The sequence below is a fragment of the Alicycliphilus sp. T452 genome, from assembly GCF_054512775.1.
This window is the reverse complement of record NZ_JBTNEH010000037.1, coordinates 1-12,516: the sequence shown is the minus strand read 5'-3', so window position 1 is coordinate 12,516 and position 12,516 is coordinate 1. Positions and strand designations below refer to the sequence as shown.

The 12,516-nt window shown below is 63.2% G+C and carries 15 protein-coding genes; 12 read left to right on the top strand and 3 right to left on the bottom strand.

Annotated elements, in window-relative coordinates:
* Positions 1-7: 7 nt before the first annotated feature.
* The 5 genes from ACX12L_RS21500 to ACX12L_RS21480 all read left to right on the top strand — a co-directional run bounded on the left by ACX12L_RS21500 (position 8) and on the right by ACX12L_RS21480 (position 4,925).
* On the top strand, positions 8-1,024 hold the full coding sequence (locus ACX12L_RS21500; protein WP_231698552.1) for a VirB8 family type IV secretion system protein: 1,017 nt from the start codon (positions 8-10) through the stop codon (positions 1,022-1,024).
* Between the two features lie 2 nt (positions 1,025-1,026).
* Positions 1,027-1,854 (top strand): TrbG/VirB9 family P-type conjugative transfer protein, encoded by an 828-nt coding sequence (locus ACX12L_RS21495; protein WP_231698551.1) that lies wholly within the window; start codon positions 1,027-1,029, stop codon positions 1,852-1,854.
* Positions 1,851-3,074: a type IV secretion system protein VirB10 gene (gene virB10, locus ACX12L_RS21490; RefSeq protein WP_231698550.1), complete on the top strand. Its 1,224-nt coding sequence runs from the start codon at positions 1,851-1,853 to the stop codon at positions 3,072-3,074. The genes ACX12L_RS21495 and virB10 overlap by 4 nt, the downstream gene beginning before the upstream one ends.
* Positions 3,075-3,076: 2 nt before the next feature.
* Entirely contained in the window at positions 3,077-4,291 is a 1,215-nt protein-coding gene (gene virB11 / locus ACX12L_RS21485) for a P-type DNA transfer ATPase VirB11 (RefSeq protein ID WP_231698549.1), read from the top strand.
* Positions 4,292-4,532: 241 nt separating this feature from the next.
* The gene (locus ACX12L_RS21480) at positions 4,533-4,925 is read left to right on the top strand and encodes a hypothetical protein (protein ID WP_231698548.1); all 393 of its coding nucleotides are present in this window, start codon (positions 4,533-4,535) and stop codon (positions 4,923-4,925) included.
* A gap of 76 nt (positions 4,926-5,001) precedes the next feature.
* On the opposite strand, the gene ACX12L_RS21475 is transcribed toward ACX12L_RS21480, so the two are convergent.
* Positions 5,002-5,337: a DUF4148 domain-containing protein gene (locus ACX12L_RS21475; RefSeq protein ID WP_231698547.1), complete on the bottom strand. Its 336-nt coding sequence runs from the start codon at positions 5,335-5,337 to the stop codon at positions 5,002-5,004.
* A gap of 147 nt (positions 5,338-5,484) precedes the next feature.
* Between ACX12L_RS21475 and ACX12L_RS21470 the strand changes: the two genes are divergently transcribed.
* On the top strand, positions 5,485-6,171 hold the full coding sequence (locus tag ACX12L_RS21470; protein WP_231698546.1) for a heavy metal response regulator transcription factor: 687 nt from the start codon (positions 5,485-5,487) through the stop codon (positions 6,169-6,171).
* Entirely contained in the window at positions 6,168-7,478 is a 1,311-nt protein-coding gene (locus tag ACX12L_RS21465; RefSeq protein WP_263462732.1) for a heavy metal sensor histidine kinase, read from the top strand. The genes ACX12L_RS21470 and ACX12L_RS21465 overlap by 4 nt, the downstream gene beginning before the upstream one ends.
* 1 nt (position 7,479) lies before the next feature.
* Here the strand turns inward: ACX12L_RS21465 and ACX12L_RS21460 are convergent, their stop codons facing one another.
* The gene (locus ACX12L_RS21460) at positions 7,480-9,720 is read right to left on the bottom strand and encodes a heavy metal translocating P-type ATPase (protein ID WP_231698545.1); all 2,241 of its coding nucleotides are present in this window, start codon (positions 9,718-9,720) and stop codon (positions 7,480-7,482) included.
* Between the two features lie 83 nt (positions 9,721-9,803).
* On the opposite strand from ACX12L_RS21460, the gene cadR reads away from it, so the two are divergent.
* Positions 9,804-10,247 carry a Cd(II)/Pb(II)-responsive transcriptional regulator gene (gene cadR / locus ACX12L_RS21455; protein ID WP_231698575.1) on the top strand — a complete coding sequence of 148 codons (444 nt, stop codon included), beginning with the start codon at positions 9,804-9,806 and terminating at the stop codon, positions 10,245-10,247.
* Between the two features lie 22 nt (positions 10,248-10,269).
* Here cadR and ACX12L_RS21450 read toward each other — a convergent pair whose 3' ends face one another.
* Positions 10,270-10,788 (bottom strand): TrbM/KikA/MpfK family conjugal transfer protein, encoded by a 519-nt coding sequence (locus tag ACX12L_RS21450; RefSeq protein WP_231698544.1) that lies wholly within the window; start codon positions 10,786-10,788, stop codon positions 10,270-10,272.
* A gap of 160 nt (positions 10,789-10,948) precedes the next feature.
* On the opposite strand from ACX12L_RS21450, the gene ACX12L_RS21445 reads away from it, so the two are divergent.
* The 4 genes from ACX12L_RS21445 to ACX12L_RS21430 are packed head-to-tail and all read left to right on the top strand — an operon-like array spanning position 10,949 to position 12,105.
* Positions 10,949-11,308 (top strand): transcriptional regulator KorA, encoded by a 360-nt coding sequence (locus ACX12L_RS21445; RefSeq protein ID WP_231698543.1) that lies wholly within the window; start codon positions 10,949-10,951, stop codon positions 11,306-11,308.
* Positions 11,308-11,472 carry a hypothetical protein gene (locus tag ACX12L_RS21440; RefSeq protein WP_459264419.1) on the top strand — a complete coding sequence of 55 codons (165 nt, stop codon included), beginning with the start codon at positions 11,308-11,310 and terminating at the stop codon, positions 11,470-11,472. The genes ACX12L_RS21445 and ACX12L_RS21440 overlap by 1 nt, the downstream gene beginning before the upstream one ends.
* On the top strand, positions 11,459-11,827 hold the full coding sequence (locus tag ACX12L_RS21435; RefSeq protein ID WP_231698541.1) for a hypothetical protein: 369 nt from the start codon (positions 11,459-11,461) through the stop codon (positions 11,825-11,827). The genes ACX12L_RS21440 and ACX12L_RS21435 overlap by 14 nt, the downstream gene beginning before the upstream one ends.
* A 32-nt stretch (positions 11,828-11,859) precedes the next feature.
* Positions 11,860-12,105: a hypothetical protein gene (locus ACX12L_RS21430; protein ID WP_231698540.1), complete on the top strand. Its 246-nt coding sequence runs from the start codon at positions 11,860-11,862 to the stop codon at positions 12,103-12,105.
* Positions 12,106-12,516 lie beyond the last annotated feature (411 nt).

The window sequence follows — 12,516 nt, the reverse complement described above, 5'->3', positions numbered from 1 at the left end:
AACGGGTATGAACGACTCGAATGAACAAGCGCAGGAGCGGTATTTCCAGGCGGCGGCCAGCTGGGATGCCGACAGCAGGAACGCCGAGCGCCTGTCCCTCAAGCGGTACAAGGCGCTGGGCATCGGCGCCGTGGTCTTCGCGGCCATCATGGGCGTGGCCGTCACCACGCTGCTGCCGCTCAAGGAGTTCGTGCCCATCATCATCCGTGTGGAGAACGCCACGGGCGCCTATGACGTCAAGCCCGCCGGCGAGAAGCTGGACGTGGGGGAGTCCCGCAACGAGAAGATCGTGATTTCCGACGTGGCCCGCTACATCAAGGCGCGCGAGGGCTTTACGCGCGGCGAGGCCGAGGAAAACTACAAGATGGTCTACCTCATGAGTTGCGGCACGCAGCGGGCCGAGTGGGACAACTACATCAACCCCCAACTCAACAAGAAGAGCCCGGTGCTGATGCTGACCAATCAGGACTCGGACCGCATCACCGTGCAGTCGGTTACCTTCTTGCAGTCGCTGGACGAGGACACTAAGACCGCCCAGGTGCAGTTTGAGAAAACCGTCTCGCGCGGCACGACTCCGCCGCTCAAGTACCGCTACGTCGCCACGCTGGGGGTGCGCTACGACCCCACCAACATCCCCAGCAACCAGCTGAACTTCTATCTCAACCCCTTCGGCTTCTGCACCGAGACCTACCGGCGCGACCAAGTGGGCAACCCGGTGGTGGTCAATGCGCCGGGGACGCCGAATCAGGAATTGAACCAGGTGATGGAGGACTTCCGCCGCGAAACCGATGCGGCGCTGGCCGCCGTGCGCGCCCAGCAGCAGCTGCAGGCCTCGCAGGCGGCCGCAGCTGCGGCTGCGGCCTCTGTCGCGGGTGCGGGCGCGCAGCCCGCGCCTGCGCCTGCGGGCGCCGCCGCTGGTGCGCCTTCCGCCTTGTCCAGCATCGGCACGAACGGGGCCGGCCAGGCGCCGCCGCCGGCGGCTTCCACCGCCCCGCCTGCCACCGCCAACCCGCGCCGACCATGACCATGAAACCGACAACCTTCCTTGTGGCCGCCGTCCTGTCGGCATGGATCGGCACGGTGGCGCACGCCGAAATGGGCGCCCGTTCCTCGAAGCTGGATGGCCGCGTGCAGATCGTGGACTACCACCCCGACGAAGTGATCCGCGTGAACATCGCCGAGGGGGTCCTGACCACTATCGAACTGCCGGCGCAGGACACCATCGATGACTTCGGCATGGGCGACCGGCAGGCCTGGCACGTCAAGTTCAAGAACAACCTCATCTCGATGAAGCCGGCCGGCATCAAGCCGGACACGAACCTCACGGTGTTCACGGCGCGGCGCAACTACCTGTTCACGTTGCAGAGCACCGGCCGCAAGAGCCGCACGGTGGCCTACTGGATGCGGGTGCGTGACTCCGAGGACGACGACAGCACGCCGGAGGGGCGTCGTGCTGCCCAGGCGCGCGCGGAGCAGAAGCGCATCGCCGACGACCTGCGCAACAGCCGCTACGAGGGCCGCCTGAATTCGGACTACTGGATCGCAGGGGCGCAGGAGTTGCAGCCCGCGTCCATGTTCGACAACGGCCGCCAGACCTACATGACCTTCAGCGCGGCCAACGCCATGCCTGCCGCCTTCGTCATCGAGTCGGACGGCACCGAGGCCATCGCCGACTTCCATGTGGAGGGCGACACGATGGTGATCCACCAAGTCGCCTCGCGCATCCTGCTGCGGCGCGGCAATCTGGTGTCGGGCATCACCAACAAGTCGCCCGCCGCCGCCGTGCAGCAGAGCCCGACCGGCACGGCCAGCGACAAGGTCAACCGCTCCGTCAACAGCGAGGAGTCCCGATGAACGCACGCTCCGACTACACCGATCCCGCAGCGCCGAAGCCAGAGCAGGAGCGCGGCGAATTCGTGGACCGGCGGCCGCCGAAGTCGCCGGGGCAGAAGATCGTGATTGCCGGCATCGCGCTGCTGGCCGTGTGCGTGCTCGCCTACGGCGCGCTCAAGCTGGCGGGCTTTTTCTCGGGCGAGAAAAAGCCCGTTGCCCAACTCGAAGAGCAGAAGCGCCCCGATTCCACGCCCGACTTCAACGTCTCCCTGGCCGAGCCGCCCAAGGCGGAACTGCGCTTCATCGAATGCGCCGGGGGCCTCAAGCTGCCCGAGGGCATGGCCTGTCCCGAGACCAAGCCCGAAGCGCAGGCACAGGCGGCGCCCGAGCCGCCCAAGGGGCCGACCGAGGAGGAGATCCTGCAAAAGCGCCGCTTCGAGTCGGAGATCGGCGTGGGCGGCGGCAAGCCGCCACCCGGCGGCGCGGCCAGCGCACGCGCCCGCGCGCCCAATCTCTCGGGCGACACCGGCTTGGGCGGCGCGCTGCTGTCCACCGCCACGGCCAGGACACTGGCCACGGTCAACCGCAACCCCTCGTTCACTCTGGCCAAGGGCACACTTCCGGACTGCACGCTGCTGACGGCCATCAGCACCGACCAGCCGGGCTTTCTCAAGTGCATCCTGTCGCGGCCGGTCTACTCGATGGACGGCAAGGTGGTGTTGATGGAGGCCGGCACGACGTTCGAAGGCGAGTACAGCGCGGGCATGGCGCGCGGCAAGAAGCGCATGTTCGCGGTCTGGAGCCGCGCCATCACGCCCAACTTCGTGGAGGTCACCCTGAACTCGCCCAGCACCGACGCGCTCGGCCGCAGTGGCATGAGTGGGCAGGTCGATCAGCATTTTTTCGAGCGCTTCGGCGGCGCGATGCTGTACTCGCTGTTCTCGGACGGCATGGACTACGTCATGCGGCGCGAGGAGTTGCGCAGCCAGGAGCGTGACGCGCGCAATGCCGCTGCCAACGGCGACAACAACACGGTCTACTACAACAACCAGGGCGGGGCGCTGCGGAACTTGGACCGCACGCGCTCGACCGCCGATCGTGTCGTGGAATCCATGCTGTCGCAAGGCGAGGACATCCAGCCCACGCTCTACAAGAACCAGGGCGAAATCATCAAGATCTACATCGCCCGCGACGTGGACTTTTCCCAAGTCTACGAACTTACGCGCAACCCAAGGAGTTGACGATGTTCCGCGATCCAGTTCACGACCTGGCGGAGCCACGCACGCCCTCGGTGCCGGCCGATCCCCGGCCTTCGGCCGCCGCCACGGCGGCACCGCCCGCAGCGGGCGCCGGCGCGCAGCGCGAGTCCCTTGCCGACCTCGACGGCGGCTGGGGCGGGCGCACCGGCCGCTCGCCTCTGGAGATCCACATCGAGCGATATTTCAGCCGCTGGCTGGAGCGTCCGGGCGTGCAGGAGGTGGCGATCAACCGCCCGGGCGAGGTGGCGCTGTGGGAGGGCGGCTACTGGCACGCACACCTCGATCCCGCGCTCACGCGCGACGTGATCGAGCAGCTGGGCCAGCTGGTGGCCAACCGTTCGCGCAAGCCCTTCAATGCGTCCAACGTCACCTTGTCCACGGCGCTGCCTGACGGCACGCGCCTGGAGATGACCGGGCCACCGGCCACGCTCAACAACCACATCTACGTCAACCTGCGCAAGCACAGCGTGGCCGCCTTCACGCTGGAGCAATTCATCGAGCAGGGGTATTTCGCCAACACGGTCCATATGTTCAACATGAACATGACCGACGAGCAGCGCGCCAGGGCGGGGCGGCAGCTGCTGCCCGAGCAACTGCGGCTGTGGGAACTGGCCCAGGCCGGGCGCTGGCCCGAATTCCTCAAGACGGCCGTGCTGGAGTACCAGAACATCCTCGTGTCGGGCGCGACAGGCAGCGGCAAGACCTCGTTCATTCGCGGGCTGGTCGAACTCATCCCCGCCGAGGAACGCATCCTGACCGTGGAAGACACGCCAGAGATGCCCCTGCCAAACCACCCGCACTGCCAGGCACTGTTCTACCGTCGGGAGGGCACCAGCACCACGGCGGGCGGCTCGGCCAAGGACATGCTGCAGGCGGCCATGCGCAAGACGCCCAAGCGCGTGCTGCTGGCCGAATTGCGCGGCGACGAGACCTACTACTACATCCAGAGCGTCCTGAACTCGGGGCACCCGGGCGGCATGACGACCACCCACGCGAACAGCCCGCGCGAGGCGTTCGTGCGTCTAGCCCTGCTCATCAAGGCTTCGCCGGAAGGCCGGGGGCTGGCGATGGACGAGACGCTGACGCTGCTGCACAGCCTGGTGAACGTGGTGGTGCAGATCGTTTTCAAGCCCGGCGCCGACCGCTACTGCTCGGCCATCTACTACGACCCGATGTACGCATCGACGCTGCTGGCATGACGAAGGCGCTGCTTCAGACAGTCGGCAGGGCGCGAGGGCCCGGCGCGCGCAGGCCCGGGCCGCGCCACGCGCTCGGGCGGCCGCGCCGTGCGAACGCCGCGAACCCGCTGCCGGGCGGCTACCGCAGCGCCCAGGGTGGGACGCCGGCGCGGATGGGCGCCGCGCCCCGTGCGCCGGGCACTCACGCGGCCGGACGCCGCCATGGGCTTCGCCCATACCCAACACCCCAAGGAGCATGAGCATGGCAACGAGACGGCCCGCGCCGAAGTCACCGGCGGAGGAGATGGTGGAGAGCAAGCGCCGCGCGATGCGCGCCGAACTGGCCGAGTCGCTGGGCCACGCGGCTCGGCGTCTGACGTTCGATGATCTGGTGCACCGCGCGCATTCCCCGGCGCAGGCCTCGGCGCGACGCAGTCAGGCCGGCAGCGGGCAGGGGGAGGCGTGGCAGACGCTCGGCCAAGTGCGCCGCGCGGACGCGGCCGGCCCGCAGCCGGCTACGGCCACACCCTATGCCCGGGGCAAGACGCAGCCGCCGCAGCAGGCGGCCGCCGACGCGGCCCGAAAGACCCGAGCGGGCGCGCTGCCCGCCCAGAACCAGACGCAGCCGGCAACCAGGCGCGGCGCGGGGCGTTGAGCCATGCCGCCAGGAATCGGCGAGCGCGGGCGGGAGCATTGACGCCGAGGCGGCCCGAGAGGGTCAAGCATCTAGATCAACCGCCAGAATAAAGCTCCTGGCGCGCGCGGCGCGATTCCGGCGATTCGTTGCGCATCTCATCCATCACCTGCTGACGTGTTTTCGGCGCCTCGGTACTCTTGATGGGCAGCGGGATGCCGCGTTGCAGCAACGCGAGCGAACCATCTTTGCGAGCTGCCTCGACCTCGGCCATCACTTGAGCACGGGTTTTGGTGCTCTTGAAGTGATCAGGGTGTTCGGTGTAGCCCTGCTCATTGGAAGCAGGATGGTACATCGAATCGGCCTGTGCCGCCATGGGCAGCGCCGTTGCCAGGACAACAGCATGCAGTGCGACAAGATGGGTGAATTTCATTGCGAGATCCTTTGCAGTGTGTGATCGAAAATACCTACATGCCCGAGGGCATGCACACAATGTAGAAATCCGCACCGAACGGGAGCAAAACGTGAAGATGACAATTTGGACAGGTAGCGAGAAGCCGGGTAAGGATCGGCACACCTCATGAAGCTTCTTATCGTGGAAGATGAAGCCAAGATCGCGGACTACCTTCGCAAAGGGCTTGCTGAAGAGGGCTACGTGATTGATGTGGCTGCGAATGGCATAGACGGTCTTCATATGGCTTCGCATGGCAACTATGACCTGATCGTCCTCGACACAATGCTTCCGGGGATTGATGGCTTCGGCCTGCTGGCTGCACTGAGGCAGAGCAAGCAAACACCAGTGATCATGTTGACAGCCCGCCATCGGATCGAAGATCGGGTACGAGGACTAAAAACTGGAGCAGACGACTACCTTGTCAAGCCTTTTGCCTTTTCCGAGCTGGTGGCTCGCATTGAAGTGCTTCTTCGTCGCGCGGCCGGAAACACGCCTGTTCCTGACGCACTTGTGCTCACACTTGCAGACCTGCAAGTTGACTTGGGAAGGCGACGTGCGACTCGGGCCGGGCAGCGTATCGACTTGTCGGCCAAAGAGTTTCAATTGCTGTCACTTCTATTGCGCCGCAAAGGAGAGGTGCTGTCTCGCACTGAAATTGCAGAACAAGTTTGGGACGTGAACTTTGATCATGGTACGAATGTCATTGATGTTGCAGTGCGTCGGCTGCGTAACAAACTTGATCTACCTTTTAAGCAACCACTATTGCACACAGTCCGTGGAATGGGCTATGTCTTAGAAGAGCGAGAATCGTGAAGAAAAAGCGTGCTGGATCATTGGGGCGTCGGCTTGCACGCTGGATGGCTCTTCTCACATTGGCAGGGCTGGCTCTGACTTGCCTGGGGGTATATACCGTTACAGCGCTTAGTTTCCAAGATCGGCAAAATGACACGCTGAGGCAGCAAAAAATCCAAGTAAGTCATTTAATTGCTGAGGTAGGAGGGCCTGATTTCACCACTCTTACACACAAGCTAGACGACGCTATGGTCGGACGGAGGGACGTAAGAATGACCCTGACCGGACCTAATGGGCGTGTGATTTACGCCAGCGGAAATATACCTAGTGATAAACGCACGATCGATGCGCGTTTCGAAATTTCGAACAGCAACGGCTCCATCCAAGCCCTGTTGAGTCTTGACGCCAGTGAAGATGATCGTGTCCTAAAACGCCTCGCTCAGACTTTGATTGCGGCTGCGCTAGCCGGTGCAGTGGTGATAGCGATTGGCGGATACACATTGGTTCAGATCGGCCTGGAACCAGTACGTGATCTCTCGTCGCAGATTCAAGCACTGGAAGCTGATAATCTCCATCATCAACTGGATGGCTCTGCACAACCTGATGAGTTGGTGCCTCTTGTATTTCATGTCAATGGAATGCTAGAGCGCCTACATACGGCCTATGAGCAACTGGAAGCGTTCAACGCCGACGTCGCGCACGAATTGTTCACGCCTCTGGCAACATTGATGGGAAGCACAGAAATCGCTTTGCGCAAAGCACGCGATGTCGAGACGCTACGGGACGTGCTTGGGGATCACCTCGAAGATCTGCAACGTATGTCGATGATCGTGCAGGACATGCTTTTCCTGTCGCAAGCTGACCGTGGGGCAGAGGCCCGCCGAGAGAGTGTAGACAGCCTGGCCAGACTAGTTAATGCGGTTGCGGACCTGCACGAGGCAGCGATAGAGGATGCTGGCCTTCAGTTGCAAGTTGACGGCGATGCGGCCTGCGCTGTCGATATACGCCTCTTGCAACGTGCACTGTCCAACCTCATCGGAAATGCAACTCGGCATGCGCTTCCGCAGAGCACGATTGTTGTGAAGATCAATAGGCACGATGCCGAAGTGGCTCTACGAGTGGTGAATCAGGGTAATACCATTCCGGACGAGCATCTGCCGTATCTATTCAATCGTTTTTATCGCGTTGACTCCGCGCGCACGGAGGCAGTCCGAAATCACGGGTTGGGCTTGGCGATTGTTTCCGCCATCGCCCGTATGCACAGAGGGCGAACCCTGGCTGAATCAAGGGATGGCGTCACGTCCATTGGGTTTGTGCTGCCTGATTGATTCATGTTTTTTGAACCGCATTCAGAAGTCGAAGCCCGTTGAGCACGACCAACATGCTTGCCCCCATGTCCGCGAAAACAGCCATCCACATCGTTGCACTGCCGAAAACGGCGAGCACAAGAAAAATGGCCTTGATGCCCAGCGCCAGAACGATGTTCTGCCACAGTACCGCGTGAGTTGATCGCGACAGCTTCACCGTCTCTGCGATTCGCCGTAGGTCGTCGTTCATCACGACCACGTCGGCAGCTTCCATTGCCGTATCGGTTCCAGCCGCACCCATGGCCACGCCAATGTCGGCCTGGGCTAGAGCAGGTGCGTCATTGATGCCGTCGCCGGTCATCGCTGTAGACCCAAGATCGCGCTGCAAAGTCTTGATCGCTTCGAGCTTGTCCTCGGGCAACAAGTTGCCGCGCGCTTGGGCGATGCCGGCTTCATGCGCCACGGCCGTGGCCGTAGCCTGGTTGTCGCCAGTCAGCATGACGGGAGTGATGCCCAGCGTTTGCAGCGACGCGATGGCCTCGCGCGACGAAGGCTTGATCGTGTCGGCGACAGCGAACAACGCAAGCACCCTCTCCGGCCTGGCCAGCAGCGTAACGGTGCGGCCCGCTTCCTCATGCCGCTTCAACTGCTCCTCGATTTCCGGTGAGCACTGGTCCCGCTCCTCTATCAGGCGGTGGTTGCCAAGCACATAGGTCACGCCGCCGACATTGGCCTGCACGCCCCTTCCAGCCAGCGCTGTGAAATCCCTTGCCTCGACGTCGCTGGGTTTCAGACCGGCGGCTATCGCACGCGAAACGGGGTGGTCGGAGTGGCTGGCCAAGACAACGGCAACGTGCTCCGCTTCCGCTGCTTCAGTCTGTGCATCGATGACGGACCAATCCACGAGCCGAGGCTTGCCCTCGGTGATCGTGCCGGTTTTGTCCAGCGCGATGGCCTTGAGCTTGCGTGCTTCTTCAAGGTAGATGCCGCCCTTGATCAGGATGCCGCGACGGGCTGCTGCAGCAAGGCCGCTGACGATGGTTACCGGTGTCGAGATGACCAGCGCGCACGGGCATGCGATGACCAACAGCACGAGGGCCTTATAGATTGCCTGCATCCAGGTCCAGCCGAGCAGCCATGGGCCGAGCAACGCGACTGCCAGCGCAATCACGAAAACTGCCGGGGTGTAGATCGCGGCAAAGCGGTCAACGAAGCCCTGTGTCGGCGCCCGTGTTGCCTGAGCTTCTTCGACGGCATGGATGATGCGCGCGAGCGTCGAATCCGATGCCAGTGCGGTCACCTCGAATTCGAAGGTGCCTGATTCGTTGATCGTGCCAGCAAAGACGGAGTCACCAGTGGTTTTATCGACCGGAATGCTCTCGCCGGTGACGGGTGCCTGATTGATGCTTGTTTGACCAGAACGAACTACGCCGTCCATAGGCACACGTTCGCCTGGCTTCACACGCAGCAACGCACCGACGACGACTTCGGCAACAGGCACGACCTTCCAACTGCCATCGACCTGCCTTACAGAGGCCTGGTCGGGCGCCATGTCCAGCAGCCCCTTGATGGCATTGCGCGCGCGATCGACCGCGCGTGCTTCGATCGCCTCGGCGATCGCATACAGGGCCATGACCATCGCGGCCTCGGGCCACTGGCCGATCGCGAATGCCCCCGTCACCGCGACTGTCATCAGCGCATTGATGTTCAGACGGCCATGCCGCAGGGCTGCAAACCCCTTCTTGTAGACGTCAAAACCTGCCAGCCATATCGCGACCCCTGCTACGGCGAGGCCAGCGGCGCGCCAGACTGCGGTTTCCGGAGCGAAGTACCCGATAACTTCGGCAGCGATAGCCAGGAGCAGCGCGGCAGCCAGCTTGGGCAACTGGCCTCGGACAGGATCGTGGTTGTGACCATCGCCTTCAGAGTGCGCATCACCTGAATCTGCTGCACGAACTTGCTGTGGATCAAACCCTGCCTTGCGGATGGCTTCCAGTGCGGGTGCCATCAACGGTTCATCGGCATCGATGGTCAAGGTTCGCTGACCAAGCTGAAATCGCAAACCGCGGATACCGGGCAAGCCGTCAAGGGCTCGGCGGATTTCAGCTTCCTCAGCGGCACAGTCCATCGTGGGGATTCGAAAGCTTCGACCTTGTACCTTTGCCGTGGTACCGGAAAGACGAACCTTTTCAGAGGGCCCGGTTCCGCAACAATCGTCGCTGATGGCGACTGCAGATCCTTGATCGGTGTGAGAGTGCTTCATGGATGATCCTTGCTTTTTCTATATTGAAAACCCTGTAGTCGGTGTAGAGTCAAGCCTTCTATACAGAAAGGTAGGATTTGCCCGTGAAGATTGGAGCACTGGCCGAAGCGACTGGAACGCCAGTTGAAACCATCCGCTTTTACGAGCGAGAGGGCTTGCTTCCGCCACCAGCGCGGGCTGAGAATAACTACCGCCTCTACCTGCCAATCCATGTTGAGCGGCTAGCATTCGTCCGCCAGTGCCGCGGGCTAGATATGACCCTGGACGAGATCCGCGCATTGATTGAGCTTCGCGATTCGCCTGCACAAGACTGTGGCGAGATCAATGCACTGCTTGACGAGCACATTGGCCATGTAGCGCAACGCATTCGCGAACTCCGCGTGCTGGAGAGGGACCTGAAGGCGTTGCGCGCGCGCTGCACGTCTCCGCATGCGGTCGCCGAATGCGGCATTCTCAGCGGCCTCGACCACGCGTCTGTATCAAAGCCTCTATCACCCAACTGGCCTCATTTGCACGGCACGCATTGATGCAGCTGTGGGGGCAGTCTCTTCATTGATTCACAGGATCAACCCAGCGGCCGCCGCGCTCGGGCTGGCCGACATAGATCGGGCGGACTGAACCCACGTCGAGGCCTGCGTTGTCGTAGTAGGCTTGGCAACTCGCCGGCATTGCATTGGAGATGTAGTACCCGTTGTCGCCACCGGCGGGCATCCAGCCGCGCCCATTGAGTGCGGCGGCGTCGCAGCGGCCGGAGCCGTCCACCAGTGCATTGACCAACTGGCGCGTGTAGCCGTCCTCTTTCGCCGTGGGGCACTGGTTCAGGAAGTCGCGCCGCGCGCCCAGTGTCTTGCCGAGGGTGCGCCTGACGATGGAGAAATAGCGCCGGATGGCGGGCTGGCACTCGCTGGGGCGCTCGCCGGTGGACAGGCACAGGATGGCTTCGCACGCCAGGCGGGTATCGCCCGTGAGCAGTTCCATGTCCGGGCTCTGGTCTGCCTGGGCCTGGGCGATGTTGCACAGAGCCAAGGCCAGGGCGGGCAGCAGATTCTTGGTGCGCGGTGTTGCCATGAGAAACCTCTTGCCTGTGTCGCCTTTGGGCTTTCATTGTATTGTCAAACGATAGTTAATATCCTTTTATGTTCTGATAAACGATACATATTCCCCTTTTTTAGGTTAATTATGTGGTGTAAAATGAGGTGTAGTTTTCAACATCTCCCATGAGGCCGACATGACCGACACCCCCCTGAAAAAACGTGTTCCGCAGCGCTGCACGCTGAAGGAGCTTGAAGAGGCGGTGTCGTATTTCAGGATCGCGCCGGCCACGATTGAGCGCGTGCAGCGCGTGCTGGTGGACGGCGAGGCGGTCTCAGTCGTGGCCCGCGGCGACAACCTCACCTACCAGCCGCTGGCCCGGACCTGCAACAAGGTGATGGACAAGGTGGAGGAACTGCGCAGCAATGCGCCCGTGCTGGTGCCGCCAGGCTGGGAAGAGGCCACGATCGTGGCGCCGGTGGAATTCATCGCCGAGACGCGCAAGCGCCTCGAACGCTACCTCTTGGACAAAGGATGGAAGAAATCGATCGCGTGATGCGGGACCCTGCCGCTTCCCGCTGGCTCAGGGACGCCCTGCGCGGCGCGCTGGTGCGCGACCCGGTAGATGCCGCCAACGATGCGCAGTTGCTGGCGCGACTGCTCGATGCGCGCTGCGCTGGCGTCCTGGCGCCCGGAAAGGACCCGCATGGATGCCCTTGAGCGGGAAAGCCGGCTGTGGCAGGCGCGCGCGGCGGTGGGCCAGGATCTGGACCGGCTTACCGCCGAGGCGGTGGCCCTGGCCCTGGACGCCGATCCTGGCCAGCGTGCGCGCGTGGCGGCGGCCAATGCCGCCAGCCGCCTGCTGCTGCGGCTGGTCGATCAGGTGGCCGATTCGGAGGCGAGGATCGAGGACGTGGCCGCGCTGTTCAGCTCGCGCCCGTTCACCTGGGATTTCACCGGCGGGGCAGGCGGCACGCGCATCGACGCGGCGCTGCAGCGCCTGTGCGTGTTGTCGGTTCTGACGCGGGCCGACGTCGAGCGCATGCGCGGCAAGCTGCACGGCGCTTCGCCGTGACGCCGGCCCACGCACGGAAAAGGTGGTGATGTATGGACCTGCTACTCGGCTGGCTTCGACTGCCCATCGTCCTGTGCGTGGCCGTGCTGCGGCTGTTGTCGTTTAGCGCCGGCATCGCCACCTTAGGCGGACTGCTAATGCAGCGCAGCGAATCGCGGTTCATCTGCTTCGTCGTGATGCCGCTCACGTCTTTCGCGTGCTACGTGCTGGCCTCGAAGCTGTCGGAGCAGTACCAGCGCGCGATGGCGCGGCGAGAGGCCGGTTCGGGTGCGCGGTGAGCGGGAGGCACTGGCGGCGCAGACGCGGCAGGTGGTCGGCATGCGCGCCGGCCGCGCGCACACCGGCGAGGAACTGAAGGAGTTGCAGGGACTGGAAAGCGTGGTTCGGCGGATCGCTTCGGCGCAGGGCTATGCGCTGGGCGAGTCCGCGCGGCCAACGCCCACGCCAGGGGCAAGGGTCTTTCCCCGGGCTACCCCCCCGATCTCGATTGGCGGCGGTCAAGCACGCCACCATGCCCGCTGAGGCGAAGCCTGCGGAGTCCAAAAGAGCCGCGCGCGATAGCGGGGTCTCCTCGTTTTCAGTGCAATAAGTGACGGTACGCAAAGCTAGCACTGGCGCGGGGGTGGTCTGGGTAGACCGTTGATTTCATTGACTTTCCTGTTCGCTTTGTAAACGGGTATGGTGGCCTC